At 71.9% G+C, this 26861-nt stretch carries 25 protein-coding genes and 3 tRNA genes; 16 read left to right on the forward strand and 12 right to left on the reverse strand.

The features are described from left to right. Positions 1-13: 13 nt before the first annotated feature. Positions 14-832, reverse strand: coding sequence for a helix-turn-helix transcriptional regulator (locus IEQ44_RS17995; protein ID WP_319804693.1), 819 nt, complete (start codon positions 830-832; stop codon positions 14-16). A 71-nt stretch (positions 833-903) separates the two neighbouring features. On the opposite strand from IEQ44_RS17995, the gene IEQ44_RS14480 reads away from it, so the two are divergent. Continuing rightward, the gene (locus tag IEQ44_RS14480) at positions 904-1410 is read left to right on the forward strand and encodes a VOC family protein (RefSeq protein ID WP_193639184.1); all 507 of its coding nucleotides are present in this window, start codon (positions 904-906) and stop codon (positions 1408-1410) included. A 103-nt stretch (positions 1411-1513) separates the two neighbouring features. Further along, positions 1514-2188: a hypothetical protein gene (locus IEQ44_RS14485; protein ID WP_193639185.1), complete on the forward strand. Its 675-nt coding sequence runs from the start codon at positions 1514-1516 to the stop codon at positions 2186-2188. A 103-nt stretch (positions 2189-2291) separates the two neighbouring features. Here the strand turns inward: IEQ44_RS14485 and IEQ44_RS14490 are convergent, their stop codons facing one another. Next, positions 2292-3113 (reverse strand): ABC transporter permease, encoded by an 822-nt coding sequence (locus tag IEQ44_RS14490; RefSeq protein ID WP_193639186.1) that lies wholly within the window; start codon positions 3111-3113, stop codon positions 2292-2294. After that, complete coding sequence (locus IEQ44_RS14495) at positions 3110-4165, reverse strand: ATP-binding cassette domain-containing protein (RefSeq protein WP_193639187.1); 1056 nt, start codon at positions 4163-4165, stop codon at positions 3110-3112. The genes IEQ44_RS14490 and IEQ44_RS14495 overlap by 4 nt, the downstream gene beginning before the upstream one ends. 62 nt (positions 4166-4227) lie before the next feature. Here IEQ44_RS14495 and IEQ44_RS14500 point away from each other — a divergent pair, with 62 nt between their 5' ends. The 4 genes from IEQ44_RS14500 to IEQ44_RS14515 are packed head-to-tail and all read left to right on the forward strand — an operon-like array spanning position 4228 to position 7745. Next, positions 4228-5190, forward strand: coding sequence for a helix-turn-helix transcriptional regulator (locus IEQ44_RS14500; RefSeq protein ID WP_227487533.1), 963 nt, complete (start codon positions 4228-4230; stop codon positions 5188-5190). 10 nt (positions 5191-5200) lie between these two features. Further along, on the forward strand, positions 5201-5557 hold the full coding sequence (locus IEQ44_RS14505) for a sterol carrier family protein (protein ID WP_193639188.1): 357 nt from the start codon (positions 5201-5203) through the stop codon (positions 5555-5557). Between the two features lie 3 nt (positions 5558-5560). Further along, positions 5561-6358 carry a GNAT family N-acetyltransferase gene (locus IEQ44_RS14510; protein WP_193639189.1) on the forward strand — a complete coding sequence of 266 codons (798 nt, stop codon included), beginning with the start codon at positions 5561-5563 and terminating at the stop codon, positions 6356-6358. Between the two features lie 43 nt (positions 6359-6401). Further along, positions 6402-7745 (forward strand): dipeptidase, encoded by a 1344-nt coding sequence (locus tag IEQ44_RS14515; protein ID WP_193639190.1) that lies wholly within the window; start codon positions 6402-6404, stop codon positions 7743-7745. An 84-nt stretch (positions 7746-7829) separates the two neighbouring features. Here the strand turns inward: IEQ44_RS14515 and IEQ44_RS14520 are convergent, their stop codons facing one another. Further along, a complete protein-coding gene (locus tag IEQ44_RS14520) occupies positions 7830-8483 on the reverse strand; it encodes a DUF6801 domain-containing protein (RefSeq protein WP_193639191.1) in 654 nt (217 codons plus the stop codon). 161 nt (positions 8484-8644) lie between these two features. After that, positions 8645-10396 (reverse strand): sensor histidine kinase, encoded by a 1752-nt coding sequence (locus IEQ44_RS14525; RefSeq protein ID WP_193639192.1) that lies wholly within the window; start codon positions 10394-10396, stop codon positions 8645-8647. A 319-nt stretch (positions 10397-10715) separates the two neighbouring features. Here IEQ44_RS14525 and purF point away from each other — a divergent pair, with 319 nt between their 5' ends. Both purF and purM read left to right on the forward strand, forming a co-directional pair. Continuing rightward, a complete protein-coding gene (gene purF / locus IEQ44_RS14530; RefSeq protein WP_193639207.1) occupies positions 10716-12266 on the forward strand; it encodes an amidophosphoribosyltransferase in 1551 nt (516 codons plus the stop codon). A gap of 46 nt (positions 12267-12312) precedes the next feature. After that, positions 12313-13383 carry a phosphoribosylformylglycinamidine cyclo-ligase gene (purM, locus tag IEQ44_RS14535; RefSeq protein WP_193639208.1) on the forward strand — a complete coding sequence of 357 codons (1071 nt, stop codon included), beginning with the start codon at positions 12313-12315 and terminating at the stop codon, positions 13381-13383. 66 nt (positions 13384-13449) lie between these two features. Here purM and IEQ44_RS14540 read toward each other — a convergent pair whose 3' ends face one another. After that, positions 13450-14655 (reverse strand): PQQ-binding-like beta-propeller repeat protein, encoded by a 1206-nt coding sequence (locus IEQ44_RS14540; RefSeq protein WP_193639193.1) that lies wholly within the window; start codon positions 14653-14655, stop codon positions 13450-13452. Positions 14656-14859: 204 nt separating this feature from the next. On the opposite strand from IEQ44_RS14540, the gene IEQ44_RS14545 reads away from it, so the two are divergent. After that, positions 14860-15042, forward strand: a complete 183-nt coding sequence (locus tag IEQ44_RS14545) for a DUF3073 domain-containing protein (protein WP_193639194.1) — start codon at positions 14860-14862, stop codon at positions 15040-15042. A 94-nt stretch (positions 15043-15136) separates the two neighbouring features. Here the strand turns inward: IEQ44_RS14545 and IEQ44_RS14550 are convergent, their stop codons facing one another. The 3 genes from IEQ44_RS14550 to IEQ44_RS14560 form a co-directional block, all read right to left on the reverse strand. Continuing rightward, the gene (locus IEQ44_RS14550) at positions 15137-16228 is read right to left on the reverse strand and encodes a Glu/Leu/Phe/Val family dehydrogenase (protein WP_193639195.1); all 1092 of its coding nucleotides are present in this window, start codon (positions 16226-16228) and stop codon (positions 15137-15139) included. Positions 16229-16307: 79 nt separating this feature from the next. Beyond that, positions 16308-17690, reverse strand: coding sequence for a hypothetical protein (locus IEQ44_RS14555; protein WP_193639196.1), 1383 nt, complete (start codon positions 17688-17690; stop codon positions 16308-16310). 67 nt (positions 17691-17757) lie between these two features. Continuing rightward, positions 17758-17831: transfer RNA gene (locus IEQ44_RS14560), tRNA-Phe, on the reverse strand. Positions 17832-17943: 112 nt separating this feature from the next. Between IEQ44_RS14560 and IEQ44_RS14565 the strand changes: the two genes are divergently transcribed. The 3 genes from IEQ44_RS14565 to IEQ44_RS14575 all read left to right on the forward strand — a co-directional run bounded on the left by IEQ44_RS14565 (position 17944) and on the right by IEQ44_RS14575 (position 18657). Further along, positions 17944-18016, forward strand: a tRNA-Glu gene (locus IEQ44_RS14565). A 111-nt stretch (positions 18017-18127) separates the two neighbouring features. Beyond that, positions 18128-18201, forward strand: a tRNA-Asp gene (locus IEQ44_RS14570). 102 nt (positions 18202-18303) lie between these two features. After that, positions 18304-18657, forward strand: coding sequence for a metallopeptidase family protein (locus IEQ44_RS14575; protein ID WP_193639209.1), 354 nt, complete (start codon positions 18304-18306; stop codon positions 18655-18657). Positions 18658-18748: 91 nt separating this feature from the next. Here IEQ44_RS14575 and IEQ44_RS14580 read toward each other — a convergent pair whose 3' ends face one another. After that, a complete protein-coding gene (locus IEQ44_RS14580) occupies positions 18749-19711 on the reverse strand; it encodes an ATP-binding protein (RefSeq protein ID WP_193639197.1) in 963 nt (320 codons plus the stop codon). A 333-nt stretch (positions 19712-20044) separates the two neighbouring features. On the opposite strand from IEQ44_RS14580, the gene IEQ44_RS14585 reads away from it, so the two are divergent. Continuing rightward, a complete protein-coding gene (locus tag IEQ44_RS14585) occupies positions 20045-21511 on the forward strand; it encodes an NAD(P)/FAD-dependent oxidoreductase (RefSeq protein ID WP_193639198.1) in 1467 nt (488 codons plus the stop codon). A 96-nt stretch (positions 21512-21607) separates the two neighbouring features. Here the strand turns inward: IEQ44_RS14585 and IEQ44_RS14590 are convergent, their stop codons facing one another. Beyond that, the gene (locus tag IEQ44_RS14590; protein WP_193639199.1) at positions 21608-22258 is read right to left on the reverse strand and encodes a PaaI family thioesterase; all 651 of its coding nucleotides are present in this window, start codon (positions 22256-22258) and stop codon (positions 21608-21610) included. A gap of 155 nt (positions 22259-22413) precedes the next feature. Here IEQ44_RS14590 and IEQ44_RS14595 point away from each other — a divergent pair, with 155 nt between their 5' ends. The 3 genes from IEQ44_RS14595 to ppnP all read left to right on the forward strand — a co-directional run bounded on the left by IEQ44_RS14595 (position 22414) and on the right by ppnP (position 26120). Beyond that, positions 22414-25239 (forward strand): FAD/NAD(P)-binding protein, encoded by a 2826-nt coding sequence (locus IEQ44_RS14595; protein WP_193639200.1) that lies wholly within the window; start codon positions 22414-22416, stop codon positions 25237-25239. A 76-nt stretch (positions 25240-25315) separates the two neighbouring features. Then, positions 25316-25771, forward strand: a complete 456-nt coding sequence (locus IEQ44_RS14600) for a hypothetical protein (RefSeq protein ID WP_193639201.1) — start codon at positions 25316-25318, stop codon at positions 25769-25771. A gap of 28 nt (positions 25772-25799) precedes the next feature. Then, positions 25800-26120, forward strand: a complete 321-nt coding sequence (gene ppnP, locus IEQ44_RS14605; RefSeq protein WP_193639202.1) for a pyrimidine/purine nucleoside phosphorylase — start codon at positions 25800-25802, stop codon at positions 26118-26120. Between the two features lie 15 nt (positions 26121-26135). Here ppnP and IEQ44_RS14610 read toward each other — a convergent pair whose 3' ends face one another. After that, positions 26136-26768 carry a hypothetical protein gene (locus tag IEQ44_RS14610; protein ID WP_193639203.1) on the reverse strand — a complete coding sequence of 211 codons (633 nt, stop codon included), beginning with the start codon at positions 26766-26768 and terminating at the stop codon, positions 26136-26138. Positions 26769-26861 lie beyond the last annotated feature (93 nt).

The following is a 26861-nucleotide window of genomic DNA, read 5'->3' on the forward strand; positions in this document are numbered from 1 at the left end:
GGGGGACGGCCTCTCAGTCGCTGCGACGGTAGGCCTGCGGCGCCATCCCGAGCACCTGCCGGAAGTCGCGGGTCAGGTGGGCGTGGTCGGCGTACCCCAGCTCTGCGGCCACCCGGGCGACCGGCAATGAAGGATCCTCGCGGAGCCGCCTCGCCGCCTCCTGGAGGCGGTAGCGGCGGATGATCGCGAGCGGCGGGACGCCGACGTAGCGGTGTGCCAACCGCTGCACCGCCCGCACGGAGAGCGCGAGGTGCTCGGCGACCTGCTCGACGCGTACGACCTCGGGGTCTGAGGCCACGAGGTCCTCCATCCGGTTGGCCAGCAACCCCTGCTCGTCAGGAGCGGCGACTCGGGTCCGGGTCCACGCCGCATACGCAGCGGCGGCCTGCGCGTCCCCCTCGGCCTCGTCGTCCGTCGCCATCGCTGCCAGGACGGCGGCGTGCAGCTGCGGCGCCTTGAACGGCGTCTCGAGGTCCCGGACCTCGTGTGGAGCCGGGTGGAGCGCGGCGACCCCGGCAGGCCGCAGCAGGGCGCCGACGGCCCAGCCAGTGCTGGTGAGGTCGCGGTGGGAGGCGCCCGTCGTCGGACCGGAGAGCGTGACCCCGTCGCGGTCGACCACCAAATTGCAGGCAGGGAAGGGCAGCACGTGCTGGCGCGACGAGCGGCCCGGGGCGATGTGCCACCGCGGGATCCAGAACCACCGCACCCGGTCGGCCAGGTCGTCGGGCGCCGCGACGCGGTGGAAGGTCGGCAGTCGGGCCGGTCGGAGGATGCCGCGGGAGTCGTCCAGGGAGGGGCCGGCCCGGTCTCCCAGATCACCCGGTGTGTCCACGTCGTCCTCCGGTCGGTGAGCTGTCGCAAATGTTCAAGCCCGTCGAGGGCCGACGGCCCTACGGTCGAAACATGACCGAACAGACCGCATCCTCGCAGGGCGTCACCGGCACCCACACCACCAACGGCATCCCGCGCGGCTTCACGAGCCTGACCCCCTTCATCGCGGTGCCCGACGCCGCTCGGGCCATCGAGTTCTACCGCGACGTCCTCGGCGCGCGCGTCGTCGACGTCACCGAGATGGGCGGTGTGGTCGTCCACGCTGACCTCGACCTCGGCCACGGGCACCTCCAGCTCGGGGAGCCGAACCCTGACTACGGTCTTGTGCCGCCCCCGGCCGGCGACTCCGACTGCTACTCGCTCGGGCTCTACTGCGCTGACGTCGACGCGACCCTGGCCCGCGCCGAGGCCGCGGGGGCGACCGTGCGTGAGACGCTGACCACCTTCGTCTCGGGCGACCGCTTCGCGTCGATCCGCGACCCGTTCGGGGTGCGGTGGTCGCTGATGAGCCGCGTCGAGGACCTCTCGGAGGAGGAGAGCGCGGCCCGGGTCGCCGAGTGGGCGGCACGACAAGGGTGACCGAGGGCGGAGCATCGCCACCACGTCGGACGTTCGCGCCCATCGGCCCTCGTCGGCCTGAAATCTGGTCGATCTTCCGACGTGGTGGTTGCAGAATGGCCGCGTGCCGACCGCCGACGACTTCCGCGCCCTCGCCCGTTCCGCGCCCTGGCGCTGCACCACCGCGCACTTCACCCGCCGCGGCGTCGGGTCACCCCCTGTCGAGGCGTGGCTGGAGCGGCCGGGCCGGCTGACCACGCGCGACGAACGCGGCACCCGGCGGTGGGTCGACAACAACGAGTTCGGTCAGCCCGCACCAGCCGTGTGGATCCGTGACATCACCCCGGTCACCCGACCGGACGGACTGGTGCAGCTGCGTCCGGACGACGAGGAGTGGACCGGGCCCGAGGGTGACCACGCCGAGCGCGACGACCCGATGTACGAGAACTACCACTGGGTGGCGATGCTCGACCCCCGCGAGCTCGGCAGCGGAGTCGACGTCTCCGACGTGCGGGAGGTGACCCACCACGGTCGCCCGGCGTGGGCGGCGCGCTGCGTGCCGAACCAGGAGTACGGCCCGCGGTGTGGCTGCTGCCCGTTGCTGTGGTGCGAGGTCAGTGACCGCGACGAGTACGGGGACCCCGACGACCCAGCAGCCTGGACGCCGACGGCGACCTACCCCGAGGCGTACGACGTGGTGCTCGACCACGCGACCGGCTTCGTCGTCGCGATCACCCCGGTGGGCGAGACCTCGCGCGCCGACCTCGCGCTCGACGTCGAGATCCACGCAGCCTCCTGACCTTGTGGCCCGGCCGCCCGCTCGGGTGAAGGCGTCTGTGCGGCAGGTGGGTGCCACGAGGTGACACCCACCTGCCGCACAGGCCCGGAGGCGCGGTCCGGGCTCAGTCGGCCCGGCGCATCGACCGCACCCCGACCCAGGTGCCCAGCAGCGCCACCAGCCCGGCGGCCGCGAATCCGGCGGCCACGGTGTCGACCGGGAAGGTGCCGGCGAAGAGGGCCCGGACCGCGTCGACGACGTAGGTCAACGGGTTGAGGTCGGAGGCCACCTGCAGCCACCGCGGGCCCGCGTCCACGGGCAGCAGCACCCCGGCCAGCAGCAGCACCGGGAAGAGGAAGGTCTGCTGGACCGTCCAGAACATCCAGTCCTGACCCTTCGCGGCGAGCGCCAGGGCAAACGAGAGCGCGCCGATCCCGATGCTGAAGAGCGCCAGCACCAGCACCGCCACCAGCACGCCGCCGAGGTGGAGGTCGAAGCTGAACGGCGTCACCACGACGAGGATGATCGCGGTCTGCATCAGCATCGGCACGACCTCCTTCAGTGCTCTCCCGACCAGCAGCGCGGGGCGGCTGACGGGGGAGACCAGCTGCCGTTCGTGGGATCCGGTCTGCATCTCCTCCATGAGGTTGGCGCCGGTGAAGCTGGCGCCCATCAGGCAGGTCATCGCGACGATGCCGGGCACGAACCACTGCAGCGCCGACGCCCCGCCGGCCATCTCGGGCAGGAGCGGTGCGAAGAGCGCCAGGAAGACCAGCGGCTGCACCATCGCGAAGAGCACCGACATCGGTTCGCGCCACACGGGCTTGAGCTCGCGCAGCATGACGATCCAGGTGTCGTGCAGCAGGGAGCCGGCTGGGGCCGTGCGGTCGGTCGTACGTCCGTCCCCGGCGCGGGTGCTCGGGGTGCTGCTCGTCAGGGCGCTCATGCCGCCACCCCGTCCTTCGTCGTCTCGTGGGTGCCGGGGCCGTCGGTCCCGTCGGGAGTCTCTTCGTTGGCCTCCCGCAGCGACCGGCCGGTGATCTGCAGGAAGACGTCGTCGAGCGTGGGCCGGGTGACCTCGACGCTCCGAGCGGCCAGCCGCTGCCGGTCCAGGTCGACCAGCAGGCCGGGCACCTCGGTGTGGGCCCCCCGGGCCAGCAGCCGCAGCACCGCACCGTCCTGGGTGAGCTCTGCGTCCTCGCCGGCCGTGGCGACCCGGGGCGCTGCCTGGGTGGCCGCGTCGGCGTCGGTGAAGGTCAGCACGACGTGGTCGCCGAGCCCGCCCTTGAGCCGGGAGGCCGTGTCGTCGGCGATGACCCGGCCCCGGTCGATGACGACCACCCGTTCGGCCAGCGCGTCGGCTTCCTCCAGGTAGTGGGTCGTGAGCACGACGGTCGAGCCGGTCTCGGCGTGCAGCCGCTCGACGAGCCCCTGGAGGTTGGCGCGGTTCTGCGGGTCGAGGCCGGTCGACGGCTCGTCGAGGAAGAGGATCCGGGGCAGGTGCACGAGCCCCATGGCGATGTCGAGGCGGCGGCGCTGCCCGCCGGAGAGGCTGGAGACCTTGCGTCGGGCCACGGCGGTGAGGTCGAGGTCGGCGATGAGCTCGTCGGCCCGCTCGTGCGCGCGGCGGCGACCCAGGCCGTACGCCCGTCCCTGGCTGATGAGCTCGTCGCGCCCGAGCTGCTGGTGGCCAGCGCCGTTGCCCTGGCCGACGTAGCCGATGGAGCGGCGCACCTGCCGTTGCTCGGCCACGACGTCGAAGCCGGCGACGGTGGCCGATCCGGCGGTGGGCGGGATGAGCGTCGTCAGCATCCGCAGGGTGGTGGTCTTGCCGGCGCCGTTGGGGCCGAGGAAGGCGACGAGCTCGCCCTGGCCGACCTCGAGGTCGAGGCCGTCGACGGCGTGCACGACGGCGCCGTGGGAGGTGTAGCGCTTCGTGAGGCCGCGGGTGCGGATCGCGGCCCGGTCTGTCCGGGAGTGCGGTGTCGTAGGAGTCATGGCTTCGACGCTAGGGAGCATTGCGGCCAATTCCTGTCCTCAATCACATCTAATCTGGGGACATGGGAACCAGCGACCGCATGCTCCGGCTTCTCTCCCTCCTGCAGACGCACCGCTACTGGCCCGGCGGTGAGCTCGCGGAGCGGCTCGAGGTGAGCCCGCGGACGTTGCGCCGTGACGTCGACCGGCTGCGCGACCTCGGCTACCAGGTCGACGCCTCCCGCGGCGTGGCCGGCGGCTACCAGCTGCGGGCCGGCGGGTCGATGGCGCCGTTGCTGCTCGAGGACGAGGAGGCGGTCGCCGTGGCGGTTGCGCTGCGCGGCGCCGCCGGCACGTCGGTCAGCGTGGGCGGGGGGACCGACTGGGCGCTGCAGGCGCTGACCAAGGTGGTCGGCCTGATGCCGCCACGGCTGCGGCGACAGATGGAGGCAGTGGGCAGCCAGACCGACACCCCCGCGCCGTGGGCCGGGGTGCCGGTGCTCGACGCGGGGGTGCTGGGCACGCTCGCCCAGGCGTGTCGTGACCACGAGCCGGTGCGCTTCGACTACGCCGCCCGCGACGCCGAGCCCACCCGCCGCTGGGTCGAGCCGCACCGCCTCGTCGCGCTCGGGCGCCGGTGGTACCTCGTGGCCTACGACCGCGACCGCCAGGACTGGCGGACCTTTCGCGTCGACCGGGTCAGCGCCCCGGAGCCGACCGGCCAGCGGTTCCGGCCGCGTGAGCTGCCCGGTGGCGACGCCGTCGGCTTCGTCCAGAACGGCATCCACCGCTCGCTGGTCCGTCACCACGTACGCGTGCGCGTCGCCGCCGAGCCAGAGCGGGTGCGCGCCGTCGTGGGTCGCTGGGGTGAGGTCACACCGTCGGCCAGGGACGGCGGCTGCCTGCTGGAGATGGAGGTCGACTCCCTCGGCTGGCCGCTGATGGTGCTGGGTGAGGTGGGCGCGGAGTTCACCGTCGAGTCGCCACCCGAGCTGGCCGAGGCGGTGGGCGAGGTGGCCGCCCGCTTCGGTCGCGCCGCTGGCTAGCCTGAGCCGCATGCCGCCCCGCCTGCGCCCCGCCGATCCAGCCGCGGTGGCTGCCGCCCTCGCCGCGCACCCGCGTACGAAGGCCGACAGCAAGCTGCTCACCAAGCACTTCATGGCGGTGCTCGCCGAGCGGGCGCCGGGGCGGTCGGTCGAGGTGCGCGTGCCGCCGTTCGCCGCCGTGCAGGTCATCGAGGGCGTACGCCACACGCGCGGCACGCCGCCGGCCGTCGTCGAGATGGACGCCGAGACGTGGATCGCGCTCGCCACCGGTGAGCTCGTCTGGGGCGACGCCGAGGCCTCCGGCCGGGTGACGGCGAGCGGGCAGCGAGCCGACCTGACACCCCACCTGCCCCTGGTGGAGGATTGACCCATGGAGATCACCTCGCTGGCGTGGCGCACCGACATCGCGATCCTCGAGCAGTCGGGCAGCACCGTCACCGACTGCGGCACCCACCTGCTGGTGACCACGCCGGACAACCCGGCCTTCCGGTGGGGCAACTTCATGTTGCTCCAGCAGGCGCCGCTGCCGGGGGGTGCCCGTGAGGTGATGGGTGCCTTCGACTCCTGGTTCCGGACCAACCGCCACCGCGCGATCGGGGTGGACGCCGGCGTCGAGGTCGACACGGCCGAGTTCGCTGCCGCCGGCATGGAGGCCGGGGTGGCCGAGGTGATGACCGCCGAGCGGCTCGTCGCGCCCGAACGGCCGTTCGTGGAGGGCGGCATCCGACCGCTCACCTCCGACGAGTGGGACAAGTGGGTCGACCTCGAGCTCGGCGCCATGGGCCAGGAGGGGCGCCAGCGCGAGTCCCGCGACTACCTGCGCGCCCGGGCTCGCGCCGAGCAGCGGCTCGTCGACGCCGGCCTCGGGCGCCGGTGGGGTGTCTTCGTCGACGGACGGCTCGCCGCCAGCGCCGGCATCTACGACACCGGCGACGGCGTCTACCGCTACCGCGCCGTGCTCACCCACTCCCGCCAGCGCGGCCGCGGGATCTGCTCGACGCTCATCCACCGCATGGGCCAGTGGGCGCTCGCCCGCCCCGGCGCCCGACAGCTCGTCATCGTCGCCGACCCCGACGGCCCCGCGATCAACGTCTACCGCCGACTGGGCTTCGAGACCACCGAGACGGTGACCGAGCTCTTCCAGATGCTGCCCGGGCGCATCGCCTAGGGCTCACCTGACCGGGCGCACCGGCGCCCGTAAGGTGGCGAGCATGACTGACCAGCTCCGCGCCCGCCTCACCGAACTCCTGCCCGGCCTGCGTCGCGACCTCGAGGACCTCGTCCGCATCGAGTCCGTCTCCGCCGACCCCTCGCGGGCCGGCGAGGTGCAGCGCAGCGCCGAGGCCGTGCGTGACCTCTTCGCCGCCGAGGGCTTCGAGACGAAGATCGTCTCCGCCAACGACGACGGGTCCGCGCCCGCGGTCATCGCTCACAAGTCGGGGCCGGAGGGCGCGCCGACGGTGCTGCTCTACGCCCACCACGACGTGCAGCCCGAGAACGACCCGGCCGACTGGGACTCCCCGCCCTTCGAGCCGACCGAGCGGGGGGACCGGCTCTACGGTCGCGGATCGGCCGACGACAAGGCCGGGGTGATCACCCACCTCGCGGCGGCTCGCGCCTTCGGCGACGACCTGCCGGTCAACCTCGTCCTCTTCGTCGAGGGCGAGGAGGAGATGGGCTCGGAGTCGTTGCCCGCGCTGCTGCAGGCCCACCGCGACGAGCTCGCCGCCGACGTCATCGTGATCGCCGACTCGGGCAACTGGGACATCGGCGTGCCGGCCCTGACCACCAGCCTGCGCGGCCTGGTCCGCCTCGACGTCGAGGTGCGTACGCTCTCGCACGCCGTCCACTCCGGCATGTGGGGCGGCCTCGTGCCCGACGCGATCACGGCACTGAGCCGGCTGATCTCCTCGTGCTTCGACGACGCCGGAGACCTGGTCGTCGAGGGCCTCAAGTCGTCGCCGGCGGCCGATGTCGACTACCCGGAGGAGCGGCTGCGCGCCGAGTCCGGCGGTGCGCCCGGCGTCGAGTGGATCGGCTCCGGTCCGGTCGTGGAACGCCTCTGGACCAAGCCGGCCCTGGCGATCACCGGCTTCGACGCCCCGCAGGTCGAGGGCGCCTCCAACACGTTGGTGCCGGCCGCCCGCGCGCGCTTCAGCCTGCGTACGTCTCCCGCCGACACCTCCGCCAACGCGCTCGCGGCGCTGCAGGCGCACCTGGAGAAGCACGTGCCGTGGGGCGCGACGCTCGACATGACCGTCGTCGACACCGGCGAGGCGACCCAGATCGATGCCACCGGCCCGGCCTACGACGCCGCGCGCGCCGCCTTCACCGAGGCCTGGGGCGGCACCGCGCCGGTCGACATGGGCGTCGGGGGCTCGATCCCCTTCATCGCCGAGTTCCTCGAGACCTTCCCCGAGGCCAGCGTGCTCGTGACCGGGGTCGAGGACCCCGACACCCGGGCCCACGGCGCCAACGAGGGCCTGCACCTGGCCGAGTGGGAGAAGGTGCTGCTGGCCGAGATGCTGCTGTTGAAGAACCTCGCTCGGGGCTGAGGCTGGCCCCGGTCGGGACCTCTTAAGCGCTCAATCACGAGCGCCCCTTGTCATCGACAAGGGGCGCTCGTGTGAGCGAGAACGTCACTCGATCGTGTACACAGCCAGCGTGTAGTCCTCGCCGGGCAGCTTGTCCAGGACCGAGTTGTACGGAGGCTTACCCGTCGAGGTGTCGTCGGCGTTGTAGCCCATGAGGATCGACTTGGGCGAGCCAATGGTCATGGTGACCTGACCCGTGGCGCCAGCAGGCAGAACCAAGGAGTCGCTGGTGCCGGAAGCGATGGTGATGAGTGGCTGGCCAGTCACGTACGGCACCGTGGGAATCGTCAAGTCGGTGGTGCGGTCTTCGTTGATTGCCCCGCTGAGCGTCACCGTGGACTCTGAGGTCCCACCAATCTTCGCGGCCGGATTGCTGAAGTCTCCAAGGATCAGGTAGGCGAGACCTTGTGCAACCTGTGCCGGGATCGTCACAGTCGATGTGGTGGTAATGGGGAGAAGGGTGGCGCCAGCGGGAGCCAGCACCGGCACGTTCTCAGCGACAACGGTCACGGGGATGTCAAACGTCCCCAGGGTGTTGGTGGAACTGAAGAGGAAGTCCTTCGTGACTGTGGTGTACACCGGGTCGCTTCCAGGCGACGAGGCGGCGAACGCCGGCGCGGCGGTCGCCACGGTGATTGCAGGAACGGACCACGCGGCGGTCCGGATGACGCTACGCCGACTGGGCGTGAATTCAGGCATGACTGTGGGGTCCCTCCCATTGATGGTGTGCGACCGGCACGCTCTGCGTGTCCCTCCCGGTCCTGTGTCCTCGAACACAGTGATCGGCACCTTAGGGGTGCGGCGAGAGCGTCCGCACCCGTCGGGTCCGCATCATGAGATTTCCCGCGGCCGCCCGCGAGTCAGGCGCGGGGGAGCGTCACCGTGAAGGTGGTGCCCTCGCCGAGCTCGGAGGTGAAGTGGATCCGACCCCGGTGGCGCTCGACGATGCGCTGCACGATGGCCAGACCCAGACCGGTGCCGGGCAGTGCCACGGCCTCGGGGTTGGTGGAGCGGAAGAACTCCGAGAAGAGCTGCTCCTGGTCGCGGGGCGAGATGCCCAGGCCGGTGTCGCTGACCTCGAGCCGGACGTACCGCTTCATCGGGGTGAGGCGCACGGTGACGCGCCCGCCCTCGGGGGTGTACTTGGTGGCGTTGCTGATCAGGTTGGAGAGGATCTGCTCGACGCCGTCGGGCTCGGCCAACACCTTGATGCTGTCCTCGGGCGCTTCGACGACGACGTCGAGCGCCTTGTGGTTGACGGTGACCCGGAGCAGGTCGACCGCCTCGAGCACAGCTGCGTGGAGGTCGACGGGGGTGGGGGTGAAGGGCGTGTGCGGGTCGCCGGCGTGGGCCAGCGTCAGCAGGTCGTCGACGAGGCGCTGCATGCGAGCCGCCCCGCGCTCGACGGCCCCCACCGAGGTGCGTTCCGCCGCACCCAGGTCAGGAGAGGCTCCGAGGATCTCGGTGTGTCCGAGGATCGAGGTCAGGGGGTTCTTCAGCTCGTGGGCCAGAGTGGCGACGAGCCGCGACTTGTAGGAGTCGAGCTCGCGCAACTCATCGACGAGACGACGCTCCCGCTCGAAGGCGCGGGCGTTGAGCAGTGCTCGGCCGAGGTCGTGGCCGATGTCGAGGGCGACGCGCTGCTCCATGTCGGACCAGTCGGCGCGGGCGTCGTCGTGCCGGGTCAGCACCAGGTTGCCCAGGCACTCCTTGCCGGCGCCGAGAGGAATGAAGAGCATCGAGGTCACCTCGATGGTCCGCATGAAGTCGAAGATCTGGTTCTCGTGCTCGGGGGTGAGCACGGCCGGACGCACGGAGTCCTGGCCGATCACCGCGACGAGCTGGGCGTCCCACATCATGCGGGCGGCGGGCCGGGCGATGCGGCGGATGTCCTCCGAGAGTCGGATCTCGGCACCGTTGGAGGCGTGGATCACGCCCTTGCCGTCGCCGTCCTCGTCGAAGGTCTGGATCCACATCCCGAAGGCGTCGAAGCAACGGGTGATGGCGTGCTGCGTGACGTCGATGATGCTCTGGATGGAGAGCTCCGAGCTGGCCTCGCGCACCACCAGGCGCGCCGCGTCGGCGAGCCGCAGCTGGGCCGCGAGCTCGGAGCGTTCGATGAGGTTGAGCACCGCCGGGCGGGTCTGGTCGATGAAGCGCTCGAGGTTCTTGCGGTCCTCGCCGGCGGGCCGCAGCCGATCCTCGGGGGAGTCGACGGAGATCAGGGCCCGCAGCCGTCCCTCCTCGTCGCGGAGCGGGGCGACGAGCACGTCGAGGGGGTGCCACCGGGTCGGGTCGTCGGTGGGCTCCACGTCCTGGGGCACCCACACGAACCGTTCGGCCGGCAGGCGCATGCGGTCGTGGGGCATGAAGCGCAGCGGCCCCCACTCCTCGGCGTCGGCCAACTCGCTCTCGACCACGGAGGACTCGATGCGGTGGCCCATGAGGGCAAGCTGCGCCTCGGAAGTGCCCGCGACCGCCACGGTCTCCAGTGCCCCGTCGGGCTGGACGAGGCTGATGGTCGCCAGCTCGAACCCGAGCAGGTCGGTGACGCTCGAGAGGATGGTGTGCAGCGTGTCGGCGACTGCCGCGTCGTCGTGCGGGCTCCGCATGCTCCCCCCTCGGTGTCCTCGGTGCCACGTGCGTGGCGGTGTGTACGTCGTTCCTGGCGCGTTGCACGTGCTGTGCCACGCGACCTGCGTGCAGGGACCCGAGTGCCCGGACGCTCGTCCTGGTAGTCCACAGTAGCGGCGGCCACATGGCGACATACCCAATTTGGGATACGAATTTCGGGCCGACGTAACGGGTGTGGTGCCGAGATGCGGGTGACCTTCGTCTCCTCGCGCCCACGCGTGCGTCCGAGGTCGTCGATGGCGGGAGCCGTCCGGCCGACGCGGCCCTACACTGGGAGACGTGGGCCAGGCCAGCAACATGCGCAAGGGCGGCGACGGGAGACTGTCGGCCGCCATCGACCCCCAGGACCAAGGTCCCCAGGACGCCTGTGGTGTCTTCGGCGTGTGGGCGCCCGGTGAGGACGTCGCCAAGCTGACGTACTTCGGCATCTACGCCCTGCAGCACCGCGGCCAGGAGTCCGCCGGCATCGCGGTCAGCAACGGCAAGCAGATCCTCGTCTACAAGGACATGGGTCTGGTGTCGCAGGTCTTCGACGACGCGACGCTCAACTCCCTCAACGGACACCTGGCCATCGGTCACGCCCGCTACTCCACGACCGGCGCGAGCACGTGGCACAACGCCCAGCCCACCTTCCACCCCACGCCCCACGGGTCGCTGGCGCTGGCACACAACGGCAACCTGACCAACACCGCCGACCTGGCCGAGCTGCTGGCCCAGGGCGTCGAGCCCGACCAGCGGATGCCGGTCTCCACCAACGACACCAGCGTCGTGACCGCCCTGCTCGCCGACCATCCCGGCATCACGGTCGAGGAGCGCGCCCTCGAGCTGCTGCCGCAGGTCAAGGGTGCCTTCTCGTTCGTCTGGATGGACGAGCACACGCTGTACGCAGCGCGCGACCCGCAGGGCATCCGGCCGTTGGTGCTCGGACGCCTCGAGCGGGGCTGGGTGGTCGCCTCCGAGACCGCGGCCCTCGACATCGTCGGTGCCTCCTTCATCCGTGAGGTCGAGCCCGGCGAGATGATCGCCGTCGACGCGGACGGCCTGCGCACCAACCGTTTCGCCGAGGCCGCCCCCAAGCACTGCCTCTTCGAGTTCGTCTACCTGGCGCGCCCCGACACCCTGATGAACGACAAGCGCGTCCACAGCGTGCGCGTCGAGATCGGCCGTCGCCTGGCGCGTCAGTTCCCCGCCGAGGCCGACCTGGTCATCCCGGTGCCGGAGTCCGGCACCCCGTCGGCCATCGGCTACGCCGAGGAGTCCGGCATCCCCTACGGGGTCGGGCTCGTCAAGAACTCCTACGTCGGGCGCACCTTCATCCAGCCCTCGCAGACGATCCGTCAGCTCGGCATCCGCCTCAAGCTCAACCCGTTGCGCGACGTGATCGAGGGCAAGCGCCTGGTCGTCGTCGACGACTCGATCGTGCGGGGCAACACCCAGCGCGCCCTGATCAGGATGCTGCGCGAGGCCGGAGCCCGCGAGGTGCACGTACGCATCTCGTCGCCGCCGGTGAAGTGGCCCTGCTTCTACGGCATCGACTTCGCGACCCGGGCTGAGCTGATCGCCAACGGCCTGACGCTCGAGGAGATCCAGCGCTCGATCGACGCCGACTCGCTGGGCTACATCGACCTCGACGACCTCGTCGACGCCACCACGGTGCCGAAGCAGAACCTCTGCCGCGCGTGCTTCGACGGCGAGTACCCGATCCCCCTGCCCGACCCGACCCTCGGCGGCAAGAGCCTGCTCGAGCAGTCGCCGGTCGACGCCGCGTCGATCGTCGCCACTGACGTCGACGGGCTGGCGGTCTCGCTGGCCGGCGGCGGTGCCACCGACGCGCTCGACCGCCCGTGACGTACGCCCCCACCCGCGCCCGAACCCGCACCGACCAGGAGCCCACGTGACCGACGCCCCCACCGCCTACGCCGCCGCCGGCGTCGACATCGAGGCCGCCGACCGCGCCATCGACCTGATGAAGGAGTGGGTCGAGAAGGCCCGTCGCCCCGAGATGCTCGGCGGTCTCGGCGGGTTCGCCGGACTCTTCGACGCCTCCGCGCTGACGAAGTACAAGCGGCCCCTGCTGGCCACCTCCACCGACGGTGTCGGCACCAAGGTCGCGATCGCGCAGAAGATGGACGTGCACGACACCATCGGCCACGACCTCGTCGGCATGGTCGTCGACGACCTCGTGGTCTGCGGTGCCGAGCCGCTCTTCATGACCGACTACATCGCGACCGGCAAGGTCGTGCCCGAGCGCATCGCCGCGATCGTCAAGGGCATCGCCGAGGCGTGCGTCCTGGCCGGCACGGCGCTGGTCGGTGGCGAGACCGCCGAGCACCCGGGCCTGCTGGCGCCCGACGAGTACGACGTCGCGGGTGCGACGACCGGTGTCGTCGAGGCCGATGACCTGCTGGGCGCCGACCGGGTCCGCGCCGGGGACGTCGTCATCGCGATGGAGGCCTCGGGCCTGCACTCCAACGGCTACTCGCTGGTGCGCCACGTGCTGCTGAACACGGCGAAGTGGGAGCTCGACCGCCACGTCGACGAGCTCGGCACCACCCTCGGCGAGGAGCTGCTCGTGCCGACCCGCATCTACGCCAAGGCCTGCCTCGACCTGGCGAAGCGCACCGAGACCCACGCGATGTCCCACGTCACCGGCGGCGGCCTCGCGGCCAACCTGGAGCGCGTGATGCCGAAGGAGCTGACCGCGACGATCGACCGCGGCACCTGGACGCCGCAGCCGATCTTCGACCTCGTGCGTCAGGTCGGCAGCGTGCCGCAGCCCGACCTGGAGGCCACCCTCAACCAGGGCGTCGGCATGGTCTCGCTGACCGCGCCTGCCGACGTCGACGCCGCGATCGCCGGCCTGGCCGAGTTCGGCATCCGGGCGTGGGTCGCCGGCGAGGTCCGTGAGGCGGGCGCCGACGAGGCCGGCAAGGTCACCCTGACGGGCCAGCACCCCGGCTGGTGACCAGGCCGCCCCGGGGAGGCGTCCTTCCTCACTGGGTGGGCCGCCCCGGACGACGTGCGGACCCGTTCACCATCGCGGCAGCTCGAAGCCGGAGATGGTGGAGCGGAAGAGCTGTTCCTGGTCGGTCAGGGCGACCGTCATGTCGCTGAACTGGCCGGCGAACCAGGCCCCCTCCATCGTGGCGACCGTCTCAAGGTCCTCCCCGGTGCGCGGGTCCACGGCCGTGATGACCATCGGCGTCGTGGTCAGCTCCTCCACGCTGACCTGCGACTCGGTGAGGTCGTAGTCCAGTTCCGCGTCCTCGCTCGCGGTGAGCTCCTCGGGATCCTCGGAAGGGCCCTCGACGTAGTCGTAGGAGACGCGGGCGATCCCCGACGGCGCCACGAAGTAGCGCTCACGCCGATTCCAGGTCGTGGCGTCGCCGTGGGGATCGAGCTCGAGGTCGGACTTCTCCCACAGCGTCTCGCCGGTCTCGAGGTCGTGGGCCCGCACCACCTCGATCGCGCCGCGGGCCGTGTCGTCGGGCACGAGCGTCTCGACCAGGAGCACCTCGTCGGTGCGGCCGATCTCGGTCGTGTCCGACAGGCCGTCGGCGGTGAGGGGCACCGGCTCCCCGTCGAGGTCGGTGAGGGCGGGCAGGTCGGCGTGGGTGAGCCGGTCGGCCAGCGCGCGACAGGCCGCGTCATCGCTCTCCACGGGCCCACCGTGACTGCTGTCGAGACACACGGCGTCCCCGTCGATGCGGGCCAGGGCCACCACGTCGTCGTCGGCACCCAGGACCACGTGGCGCTCGCGCCGGGGCAGGGCCAGCGGGGAGAGGTCCACGTCGTCGGTGACCCACCGCGGTCGACCGGTGGCCGCATCGAGACCCATGACCCGGTTGCAGGCGTTGATGCGACCCCTACCGGACGGGAGCGTCACGACCACCAGGCCGTCGGGCGAGATGGTCCTGGGGAAGGCGCAGGGTCGGCCATCGCCGGGCAGCCGGCGATGGGTCGCCTTCCCGGTCCGCGCGTCGACCATGGCCACCGCCCCTGCCGTCCAGGTGGTGCCCCAGCCGACGCCGTTGCGCCGCATCGGCAGCGTGGCCCAGTGGTGGGGGCCGACGTGCTCCGGGTTCATGTCGAGACCGGGGATCGTCCACGTCGCCCGCAGCTCGGGCGGCTCCGCCTCAGCGGTCAGGTCCGCCCAGGTCGAGCACCCAGCCGTCCCCGTCAGGGCAGCCACTGCGACTGCCACCAGCGCGGCTCGACCCCGCCACCCCCGTGTCATGTAGGGAGTATGGCAGCCGCCGACCCCGCCGAGGAGGCCTTTCTACGGGCTCCGGAGCAGGGCGGTGGACCCAATTGTCGATGGGGTGTGCAGGAACAACCACTGAACAGGTAGCGTTACCCCCACGAGTATCCAGACAAGAGACCGGGTGCCATGGCGTTCGCGCCGGGAGCCCCGGCCAAGCGTGCGAGGGGGTCGGACCCTATGGGGCGCGGCCGAGCTAAGGCTAAGCAGACGAAGGTCGCTCGCGACCTGAAGTACCGCACTCACGAGACGGACTTCGGGGCGCTGGCACGAGAGCTGCACGGTGACAAGGGCAGTGGCGACCGGGACGAGTCGGACGACTTCGTCGACGACTGGACGGACTACGCAGACCCTCGCGACTGAACGTCGGGACGTGAGCGCTTCGCGACCAGAGACCCACGGGTCCCCAGCCGCGAGGCGCGCACGTCCCGCCCGTTCGTCCGGGTGAGCCCCAGACTCACCCGTTGCGCAGGTGGATCCTGCGCAGACGAGCCACGTCGTGGATGCGACGTTCGGCGAGCCGCTCGGCGGCCTCGGTCGTCGTGACCCCCTCGCGGTGCGCCTGCTCCAGGACCTCGAGGGTGGTGGCGCCGATGCGGTGCGCGCGGCGCCTGGCGCGCTCGAAGTCGAACCCTTCGCGCTCGTCGGCGACCTGGATGACGCCGCCGGCGTTGACCACGAAGTCGGGGGCGTGGAGCACGCCGCGCTCGGTGAGCACTCGGGCCACGTCGTCGTCGGCCAGCTGGTTGTTGGCGGCGCCGCAGATGATGCGCGCCCCGGTGGTGCGGGCGACCTCCGCGGTGACCGCGCCGCCCAAGGCGCAGGGGGCGTAGATCTCCAGGTCCCCGGCCTCCCCGGCCAGCATCGACTCCGTCGACGACGCCACTCCCACCTCTGGGTGCAGGTCGCGGATCCGGTCGAGCGACGGCTCCCACACGTCGGTCACGATCACCTTGGCGCCCTCGTCGACCAGGTGGCCGACCAGGTGCACACCGACCTTGCCGACACCGGAGACGCCGACGACGCGGCCCTCGAGCGACTCGGTGCCCCACAGGTGCGCCGAGCACGCGCGCATCCCCTGGTGCACGCCGTACGCGGTCAGCACGGACGAGTCGCCGGCGCCGCCGTGCTCGGGCGTACGCCCCGTGACGTGGCGCGACTCGCGCGCGACGACGTCCATGTCCTCGCTGAAGGTGCCGACGTCGCAGGCGGTGACGTAGCGCCCGCCGAGCGACTCGACGAAACGGCCGTACGCCCGCAGCAGCGCCTCGGACTTGTCCTGGCGTGGGTCGCCGATGATCACGGCCTTGCCCCCGCCGAGGTCCAGGCCGGCCAGCGCGTTCTTGTAGGTCATGCCGCGCGAGAGCGCGAGCACGTCGCGCAGCGCGTCGGCGGTGCTGGCGTAGGGGTGGAAGCGGGTGCCACCCAGCCCGGGACCGAGGGCCGTGGAGTGCAGCGCGATGATCGCGCGCAGGCCGCTCTCGGGGTCGTGGGCGAAGACCACTTGCTCGTGGTCGCTGGTGAAGGGGTCGACGGATCCGTCGGTCATGCAGTCCTCCAGGCGTTCGGTCCCGCGGGTGGCGGGAGCTGTGCGCGGCCACGGGGTGTGTGGTCCGCGTCACGTCAGCCTAGTCCTGCGGGGGCGGCCCGACGTCGGGGGTCGAGCGCATCAGCACGACGTCGCCGTGGGTGCCGTAGCCCAGGATCTCCCCGCCGGCGGGAGTGCCGTCGAAGGTCGCCATCAGCCAGCTGTCGTCGGCGAGGCGGGCGAGCGTGGGCCACGGCAGGTTGGTCGAGTAGGGCGCGTCGAGCGTCCCGACCTCCTGCAGCTCCTCGTCGAGGACCACGAAGCGCTCCCGCGCCCCGCGCGCGCCGTCGCGGCCGTCGCTGGCCAGCACCCGGAGCCGGCCGTCGAGCTCGAGCCAGGTGGTGCCCTCGGTGGCGCGGCGACCGGTGTCGGCGGCGGTGACCTGCAGGTCGTCGAGGGTGGGCCCGGCGGCGAGCACCGGGTGGAAGGTGAAGTACTTGCGGGCGCTGACGTAGCCCACCCGCCAGCCGTCGCCGGTGCGCAGCAGGTGCGGGTCCCACACGCCGACCGAGCGGAAGCCGTCGGTCGGCAGCGGCAGGTCGCGGGCGTCGAGGACGTGCTCGCCGGAGGTCAGGTCCGCGGTCGTCTCGGCGAGCACCACCCGCACCGGTCGCGCGGCGCGGTCGAAGTCGCCCCAGGTGCTCGTGGCGACGAGCCAGGTGTCGCCGTCGCGCACCACGTGGGTGGCGTGGTCGCCGAAGACGCCCGTACGCCCCTGCTCGCCGCTCCTGCGGAACCACAGGTCGCTGAGGTGCTCAAGGGCGAGGGTCTCGGGGTGCAGCCGCCAGAGGCTGGTGTGCGCGGTGTCGAAGAATCCGGGGCCGGCGGAGGTGGCGCTGAGCAGCAGGTGCTCCCCGTCACGCACCAGGTCGCCCCGGGCGGTGGAGACGAACCGCAGGTCGCGCAGCCCGAGCTGGCCGAACCCGCCCGCGACGACGTCACGCAGCAGTCCGGTCGGGGCCTGCGGGGCACCGGCGTGCAGGGCAGCGGCCCAGCCCTCGGTGTGGGTGTCGCAGCGTCCGGCGAGGTCGTGACGTGCGCGTGCCTGCCACCCGTCCTCGCTCCGGCAGAAGAGGGTGAGGTGGGTTCCGGTCAGTGTGAGGGCCAGGGCGGTGGGGCGGTGGGTGACGTGGCCGGCGCGACGGCTGACGTGGCGGGTCGTCCGCCCGGCGGTGGCCACCTCCAGGCCGACGGTTCCGGTGACCGGGTCCCACCAGCCCACGAAGCGGTCCTCGCCGCTGGTGAGCACGAGGTCGACGCGCTCCTGCACGGCGACGTCGCCGGCCACGACGGCGCGCAGGGCGGCGTACGGCGCGGGGCGGGGGAGCGGGTGCAGCTGTCCGGGCGGGCACGGCACCGCGGTGCGCGGCGCGACGAGGTCGACCGGTCGCTGGGTGGCGACGATCTCGAAGGGCGGCAGCACCCGGCCATTGTGCCGGGCCCAGGCGAATGCCGAAGGGCCCGACCGGAGTCGGGCCCTTCGGTGCTTGTGGGCAGGGGCGGGGTCGAACCGCCGACCTTTCGAGTTTCAGTCGAACGCTCGTACCAACTGAGCTACCTGCCCAAGCGGGTGAAACCTTACATGAGCCGCCGCGGGTGTGGAAAACCAGGGCCGGTGCGGCGCGGGCCCGTTTGGGAGCAGGCGTCGGGTGCCCCTATGCTGTGACGCGTTGCTGGCCCCCATCGTCTAGCGGCCTAGGACGTCGCCCTTTCACGGCGGTAGCACGGGTTCGAATCCCGTTGGGGGTACGACCCGGACACGTTTCACCCCGCGGAGGCCCCCGATTGGGAACTGACGCGGACGATGGGTTAGAGTTCCACTCGCTTCGCAAGGAGCGAGAAGCAGTACTGAAGCACCATGGCCCTGTAGCGCAGTTGGTTAGCGCGCCGCCCTGTCACGGCGGAGGTCGCGAGTTCGAGTCTCGTCAGGGTCGCAGGAACGAGAGGCCCTCCTGGGAAGCCAGGAGGGCCTCTCGGCATTTCTGACGACGCCGGCACGGGAGCCGGGCTTCGGGCGGGTGGCTACGCTCGCCGACGTGGAGTTCAGTGAGGTCTCACCCGCGGAGTTCGACGCGCTGGTCTCCGATGCGCTCGACCAGGTGCCCGAGGAGCTCGCGCGCCTCGTGCGCAACGTGGTGGTCCTCGTCCAGGACGAGGCGCCGGACGACCCCGACCTGCTCGGCCTCTACGAGGGGTGGGCCCTGACCGAGCGTCCGGCCAACCACGCGGGCGCGCTGCCGGACCGCATCTTCCTCTACCGCCGTCCGCTGGTGGAGATGTGCGAGGACCGGGACCACCTCGTGGAGGAGATCCAGGTCACCGTCGTGCACGAGGTGGCCCACCACTTCGGCATCGACGACCGACGACTCCACGAGCTGGGGTACGCCTGAGCCACGGCCCGTGCCGTGGGCAGCGGTGGGGTGCGGCAGGCGTCAGCCGCGCGACTCACCGACGAGGTTCACTGGGGCCATCCGGACCCCTTCAAGAGGCCGAGGACTCCTGGTAGCTCTCGACGACCAGCGGCCACGGGATGGGCGCCTGGCCGTCGGTCTGGCGCAGGAACTCCTCCAGCATCCAGCGCTGCAGCGTGATCTGCTCGTGAGTCCGCTCGAGCGAGAGCAGGCGCTGGCTCTCGCAGAAGTCGTCAGCCATCTCGAACATCTGCAGCATCTGGGTGAAGACGTGCGTCGAGCGCGCGGAGGCCTCGAAGACCAGGTCGGTCACCGGTCCGGCCTCGCGCAACCACTGCTCGAGCGTGGGCAGGGCCGAGGGCGGGAACTGACGTTCGAACGCGTTGAACATGTGCGTCAGCTCAGCAGCCAACGGGTAGTCGCCGTCGTGCGCCAGGGCCAGCAGGCGGAGCTCTCGGCGGAGGTTGCCGTACTGCGTGAGCATGGACTGGAAGAGCTGCACGTCGACCTCGGCCAGACGCACCGTCACCGAGTCAGGGAGCCTTTCCCACTCCGAGTCCGGATCCTCCACGCCGACCATCACCGGGTCGACGTAGTGGTCCTTGACCGTGGTGTCCGGCTCGAACCAGACCACCTTGCCGTGGGCCTCGATCGCGGCGCCCCATGCGGTCGCCGACATGGCGACCATGGCCAGGCCACGACCGTTGGTGGCCAGGTAGGCGTCGATCTCGTCCAGGTTGTCGAGGTCGATCGCCGCCCCGTCGCGGAAGGGGTCCTGCGGCAGGACAGGAGGCCGGCGCGACGCGTCGTGGACCTCGATGCGCGGGTGGTCGCGAGTGCCTCGGACGCTCAACCGGATGGGAGCGTCGCCGTGCAGGATGGCGTTGGTGACGAGCTCCGAGACACCGAGCTCCGAGCACTCCACCAAGTCGTCGCGCCCGAGCTCGAGGCACACCGTGGTGACCCACTTGCGCGCCGCGGTGACGGACGCTGGCGTGGGCTCCAGGGGGAGTGCTTCTTTGTTGAGTGGCACGTGGTGGGTCCTCGGGTGGTTCGACAGACTGGCAAGGCAAGCCGCTGGCGCGACGGAGTCATGCTGACGCCCCGTCTACCCCTCCCGAGAAGCGGGCAAACCCGTGGTGCAACTTCCTTTGTACCTGATCCTTGCGGCCCCTGGGGGATGTGACGAGTGTGACGTGTCGTCGAGTTTGGGTGTGATCGGGTTGGTGGGAGACTGGAGGGCGTGCGCGCGGAGACCCCGTGCGCACGACGGTTCCGACCGGGCGGCGGGCATGCACCGTGCGAGTCCTCGGGCAGCTGGACCGTCCGTGACCGTCCTCGGACAGACCCTGAGAAAGGCTCCTCCATGGCCCCCGCCCCCGACACTTCCACGCAGCGACACCGTGTCGTGGTGATCGGCTCCGGATTCGGGGGCCTCTTCGGCGCCAAGGGCCTGAAGGACGCCGACGTCGACGTCACCGTGATCGCCAAGACGACGCACCACCTCTTCCAGCCCCTGCTCTACCAGGTGGCCACCGGCATCCTCTCCGAGGGCTCCATCGCGCCGCCGACCCGGGAGGTGCTCGCCGGCCAGAAGAACGCGAAGACGCTCCTCGGTGAGGTCGTGGGCATCGACCTCGACAAGAAGCTGGTCACCTCGGAGGTCCTGGGCCGCCGCACGGTGACCCCCTACGACTCCCTGCTGGTCGCCGCGGGCGCCACCCAGTCGTACTTCGGCAACGACCACTTCGCGACGTACGCCCCGGGCATGAAGTCGATCGACGACGCCCTTGAGCTGCGCGGGCGCATCTTCGGGGCCTTCGAGATGGCCGAGCTCGGCGCCTCCCGTGGCGACAACGTCGACCACCACCTCACGTTCGTGGTCGTCGGCGCCGGCCCCACGGGCGTCGAGATGGCCGGCCAGATCGCCGAGCTGGCGCACCGCACGCTCAAGCACGACTTCCGGGCCATCAACTCGCGTGAGGCCCGGGTCGTCCTCGTCGACGCCGCGCCCCAGGTGCTCCCGCCCTTCGGCGCCAAGCTGGGCGACAAGACCAAGCGCGAGCTCGAGAAGCTCGGCGTCGAGGTGATCCTCGGCGCGATGGTCACCGACGTCGACGAGCGCGGCCTCACGATCGCCTTCAAGGACGGACGTACCGAGCGCATCGACTCCGTCGCCAAGATCTGGGCGGCCGGCGTGCAGGCCTCCACCCTGACCAAGACCCTGTCGGAGCAGACGGGCGCGCCCCTCGACCGGGCCGGTCGCATCGCCGTCAACCCCGACCTGACCCTGCCGGGCCACCCCGAGGTCTTCGTCGTCGGCGACATGATCAGCCTCGACAACCTCCCCGGCGTCGCCCAGGTGGCCATCCAGGGCGCGAAGTACGCCGCGAAGGAGATCGACGGTCGCCTCAAGGGCAAGGCGCCCCAGGGCCCCTTCAAGTACTTCGACAAGGGATCGATGGCGATCATCAGCCGCTTCCGTGCGGTCGCGATGGTCGGCAAGCTCCGCCTCAGCGGCGTCGTCGCCTGGCTGATGTGGCTCTTCGTGCACCTGATCTACATCACCGGCTTCAAGGGCCGCCTCACCGCCCTGCTGCACTGGACGATCTCGTTCCTGGGCCGGGGTCGCTCGGAGCGCACCACGACGGTGCAGCAGATCTTCGCCCGTCAGGCGCTCGAGCAGCTCGCCGGTGGCGCAGCCGCGCTCGTCTCCGAGCCGGGGGAGTATGACAAGGCTCGCGAGGAGGCTCGCCGCCGAGAGCTGGAGCAGCAGGCCGCCGAGGAGCAGCGCCTCACCGACGCCAACGCCCGCGGCATCAACACCCGCTGACGCGCGTACGTCCCCTTCGCCCCGCGCCACGGCGTCATACGGTGGGAGCCCTGGAGGGCTCCGTCCGTATGACGCCGTGGCTGGGGTGCGTTCCGCTCAGTCGTGCTGGTGGGCCTTGGCCACTTCCTCGGGCGGCAGGTCACGGACCCAGCGGGGCAGGATGAAGAGGCCGGTCGCCTCCGCGCAGACGGTGCCGTCGGCGGTGGTGATGTGGCCGCGGGTCCAGGTCTTTACGCCCTCGGTGCGGTCGTACCACGCCTCGATGCGCAACGGCGTGTTGAGCTTCGTGGGGGCCTTGTAGTCGATGCTCAGGTTGGCGGTCAGCCCCGGGTGGCCGCTGCGCATGGAGAGCTCGCCGAGGGCCTGGTCGAGCAGCATCGCGATGACGCCGCCGTGCATGTGGCCGGGAGGGCCCTCGTAGAGCGCGCCGGGCGTGAAGTCGGCCCACAACCGCATGCCGTCCCCGGCGACGGAGAAGCGCAGCGGCATGGCGGCGGCGTTGCGGATGCCGACGACGGTGTTGCCCCAGCCGCTGACGCCGGTGGGGGTGGAGCAGTGCTCGCCGTGGGTGCCGGGGATCTGGTCGGCGGCCAGGCGGGCGGTGATCGCCTCGATCTCGGCCTGCGCGCGAGCCAGCTCGTCGGCTCCGGCGTTCGTGCGCAGGGCCGTGTCGGCGAGGTCCCTGACGCTCTGGGTGAAGCTCTCGTAGAGCGCGACGGAGACGTCGCCCTGGGGGGATTCAGACATGAGTTCGAGTCTAGGTCTGAGCGTCCCCGCAGCCCGCCTCCAGAAGGGCCACTGCAAGGAGGATCACACGCCGGGCGGCGTGAGCCACGACAGTTCCGTAGGCCATTAAGTCTAGTTATATTCTCGACAACATGGATCTACTCTCAGGAGCGAGCATGGCTGCACGTGAGGTCACCACCTGTCACCGTCCCCGGGTCGTCGTCGTCGGCGCGGGCGCCGCCGGCACGCTCACCGCCCTCCACCTCCTGCGCACCGCCGGCCGCCGCTCCACCGGCATCGACGTGGTGCTCGTCGACCCCGCCGACCGCTGGGGCCGCGGCACCGCCTTCGGTACGCCCGACGCCGCGCACCTGCTCAACGTCACCGCCGCCGGCATGAGCGCCCTGCCGGAGGACCCCGGCCACTTCGTCGCCTGGCTCGACCGCGAGCTGCCCGAGGCAGCCGACCCCTACTCCTTCCAGCCGCGCCACCGCTTCGCGCTCTACCTCGACGACACCCTGGCCGACGCCCGGGCCGCGGCCCCGCTTGCGTCGCTGCAGCACGTGCGTACGCAGGCCACCGCGGTCCGCCGCACGGCCGACGGCGTCGCGGTGCGCACCGCCGACGGCCGCGAGGTCACCGGCTCCGCCCTCGTCGTCGCCACCGGGCTGCCCTCCGTCGGCCACGCGTGGGCGCCGCAGGAGCTGCGGGACAGCGCCTTCTTCGTGGCGGACCCGTGGGCGCCCGGCGCGCTCGACGTGGTGCGCCGCGACCGCAGCGGCCCCGCCGACGTGCTCATCGTCGGCACGGGCCTCACCATGGTCGACGTCGTCCTCAGCCTCTCCGGCCGGGACGCCCGCCCCGACCGGGTGCTCCACGCGATCTCGCGCAGCGGCCGGCTGCCCAAGGCGCACCTGCCCGTGCCCCGGCTCGCCACCATCCCCGACGTCTCCGACTGGGGCAGCACGCTGGAGGAGGTCCGCGCCGCTGCCCTGGCCCACGTCGAGCGGGTCCGCGAGGCCACCGGCGACTGGCGCCCCGCCGTCGACGGACTCCGCTTCCAGGTGGCCACCCTGTGGCAGCGGCTGAGCGAGGAGGACCGGCTGGAGTTCCTCGCCCGCGACGCCGGCGCCTGGGGCGTCGCCCGCCACAAGATGGCCTCGACCAGCGAGGAGCGTCTCGCCGCCCTCACCGGGCAGGACCGCCTGCTCACCACCTCGGCGGAGGTCCTCCAGGTCGAGCCGCTGCCCCGCGGCGGCCTGGAGGTCACCCTCTCCGACGGCACCACCCGCGAGGTCGGCTGGGTCGTCAACTGCACGGGCCCGCAGGGCGACGTGCGGCTGCTCGGCAACCCCTTCCTCGACGACCTCCTGCGGCCCCGACCCGGCGCGGCCCTGGCGACGGCGGCGACCGCAGGCATGGGCGTACGCACCGACGACGGTCGGGTGCTCGACGGCAACGGCTACTCCGACGCCCCGATCTGGACGCTCGGGGCGCTGCGCCGCGGGGAGCTGTGGGAGTCGACCGCCGTGCCGGAGATCCGGTCGCAGGCGTTGGCGGTCGCGACGCAGGTGCTCGACGCCGTGGCGCCGTTGCCGCGCCGGCTCGAGGACGGTCGCGTCGTCGGCGGCCACCACCCGGTGGCGCGTCCGCGCGACCCGCTCGGCCTGCCGCTGTCGACCACCTCCGAGGCGGCGGCGGCCTACAACCAGGGCCTCGAGCGGCTGATGCTGCTGCAGGACGGCGCCGAGGACAAGATCCGCGAGGCGACCGAGCTCGACCCGACCTTCGCGCTCGCCCACGCCGCGCTGGCGATGCTGGGCCACGAGTCCGGCGCCCGCACCGACGTCGCCGCCTCCCTCACCGCCGCCCACGAGGCGGTGCGCCGGCGGGGCGACGACCGCGAGGCCTCGCTCGTCGACGTGATCACCCGCCGCGTCCAGGACGTACGCCGCAGCGGCGCGCAGGCGCTCATGTCCCACGTCGCCACCTATCCCCGCGACGTCCTGGCGGTCTCCGCGGCGGTGCCGACGATCGCCTTCTCCGGCGTCGTCGACGTGCAGCGCGAGGCGTGGGACCTGGTCGAGGGACTGGCCCCGGCCTACGGCGACCACTGGTGGTACATCTCGCTCCTCGCCTTCACCCGGCAGGACCAGGGCCGCTCCGAGGAGGCGGGGCTGCTCGCCGAGGCGGCGCTCTCCTGCGAGCCGTCGTCGGGCCACGCGGTGCACGCGCTGACCCACGTGATGTACGAGACCGGGCAGCACGAGGCCGGGCGGGTCTGGCTCGACCACTGGGTGCGCGAGAGCGGCCGGTCGGCCTCCCACCGCGCCCACTTCGCCTGGCACTCCGCGCTCCACGACCTGGCGCTCGGTGACCTGGAGGCGCTGCGCGGCCGCTACTACTCCCAGCTCGCGCCGCCGACGGTCACGGGGGTGCGCTCGCTCGTCGACTCGGCGTCGCTGCTGTGGCGCTGGCGGGTCGCCGTCTCCGACTGGGACACGGCGACCTCCGGCCTGGCGGTGCCGCCCGCCTTCGCCGGCGAGACCGCGCCGCCGCCGGTCGCGCCCGTGCTGACGGGGCTCGACGACGCGCTACTGCTGCGGCCCGCGACGCCCTTCGTGGCGTTGCACTCGGCCTTCGCGCTGGCCGCGGACGGCGACACCGCCCGGTTGGAGCTGCTGCGCCACCACTGCGCCGGCTCGGGGGAGGAGGTCATCCAGACCGTCGTCGTGCCGGTCGTGGAGGCGTTGCTCGCCTTCGGGCGCGAGAACTGGTCGCGGGCCGTCGAGCTGCTCCGCGACGTGGAGCCCGTGCTGGTGCGCGCGGGCGGCTCCGCGGCCCAGCGCGAGATCGTCGAGGAGACGTTGATCCACGCGCTGACGCGTGCCGGGCGACCCGATGAGGCGGGCGAGGGGCTGCACCGGCGTCTGGACCGGCGTACGTCCCCGCTCGACCGCCGCCGCGCCGAGTCGCTGCAGGCGCGGGTGACCAGGGTGTGAGGTGGCGCGGTTAGGCTCACCGGCGGTCCCCCCGAACTGACAGGCCGCCGCGCGCGGTCGCGAAGGAAGTTGTCCCGTGCTGCTCGTCCTGCTCGCCCTTGGCTTCATGCTGCTCGCCGGCCTCATCACCCTGCCCACCTCGAGGTCGGGCGGTCCGGGTCGCATCGCTGCCTTCGCGGTGCTCTCGATCGTGGGTGCCGCCGGTGCGCTCCTGCTCGACCACTCGGGCGTGCTGCCGACGCTCGGCATGGACACCGCCAAAGCGGAGAAGGCGCGAGACCTGATGATCGCGGACCTCGAGACCCAGGCCCAGGTCAAGGTCGTCGAGGCGCCCAGCGTCGAGGCGATCGCCGACACCGACGCGCCCGCGATCTGGCGCCTGGAGGAGGGCCTGACCCTGCTCTGCGCGGCCAGCGACTTCCCCGACTCCGCCGAGATGGCCTGCTTCGCCCCGGCCGTGCTGATCGCCGAGGGCGTCGACACCGACGCCGCGGTCACGCTCGACGAGTCCGACGCCGACGCCGCGCACTGAGCGCGCACCCCTACCCCTGGAGGTACCGATGGCCGACGCCGCTACCTACGAGAACGTCACGCTCGACCCGCGCGCCAACGTCTACTTCGACGGCGCCTGCGTGAGCCACACCTTCTTCACCGCCGACGGCACCCGCAAGTCCGCGGGCGTCATCCTGCCGGCCTCGTTGGAGTTCGGCACCGGCGCGCCCGAGGTGATGGAGCTCCACACCGGCGCCTGCCGGGTGAAGCTCGCCGGCTCCGAGGAGTGGGTCTCCTACGGTGCGGGCGACTCGTTCGCGGTGCCCGGCGACTCGTCCTTCGCCATCGAGGTCACCGAGGCGCTCTCGTACGTCTGCCACTACGGCTGACGGAAGCCCCGCGGCTCACTCCGCCTCGACGACGGCGTCGCAGTCCGCGGCGACCGCCCAGCGCTCGTTGGTCGCCGCGCGCACCGTCCCGGTGTCGTCCGCATCCTCGCCCTGCCACTCGGCCGTGACCGCGGTGACCCGCGCGACCGTGTCGCCGGCGAGCACGGCGTCGTCGAACCGCAGCCGCATCATGACCTGGACGTTCTCCCCCTCGGTGGGGGCCCAGAAGTCGTCGGCCTCGAGGTCGGCGGCGGGGGAGTACTGCCGGATGCTGATGAGCTCCTGCCGGTCGGCCCACGCCGCCAGGCCGCTGTGGTCGATGCGGCCGCCGAAGTTGGTGGGCCGAGCGACGTAGGCCTGACGGACCTCCACGCCCTCGCCCTCGACCCCGAGCGTGACACCCGTGAGGTCGTCGTCGAGCACGCGGACCTGCGCGGCGGTCCACGCCCAGTCGCGGTCGGCGCGGGCGCGCTCCTTGAAGCAGGAGACCCCCTCACCGTGGGGTGACACCGTCACGGGCGCGGCGTCCTGGGTCGACTGCCCGCTGGCCGGGGCGTCGTCCCGCGTCGCGGGGTCGTCGCCGGAGCCAGCGGTGCAGGCCGCCAGGGTCAGCACGGAGGTCGCCACGAGGACGGTCGTCAGCTTCATGTGTTTCTCCTATGTTAAGCGGCGGCTGCGAGTCCAGTCGCAGCGCGGGCTTGGTGGTCGGTGGTGAGGTGGTTGAACACGATCCGGGAGAGG

It is taken from the genome of Nocardioides malaquae (genome assembly GCF_015070385.1).
In the GTDB taxonomy this organism is placed as follows: Bacteria; Actinomycetota; Actinomycetes; order Propionibacteriales; family Nocardioidaceae; genus Nocardioides; species Nocardioides malaquae.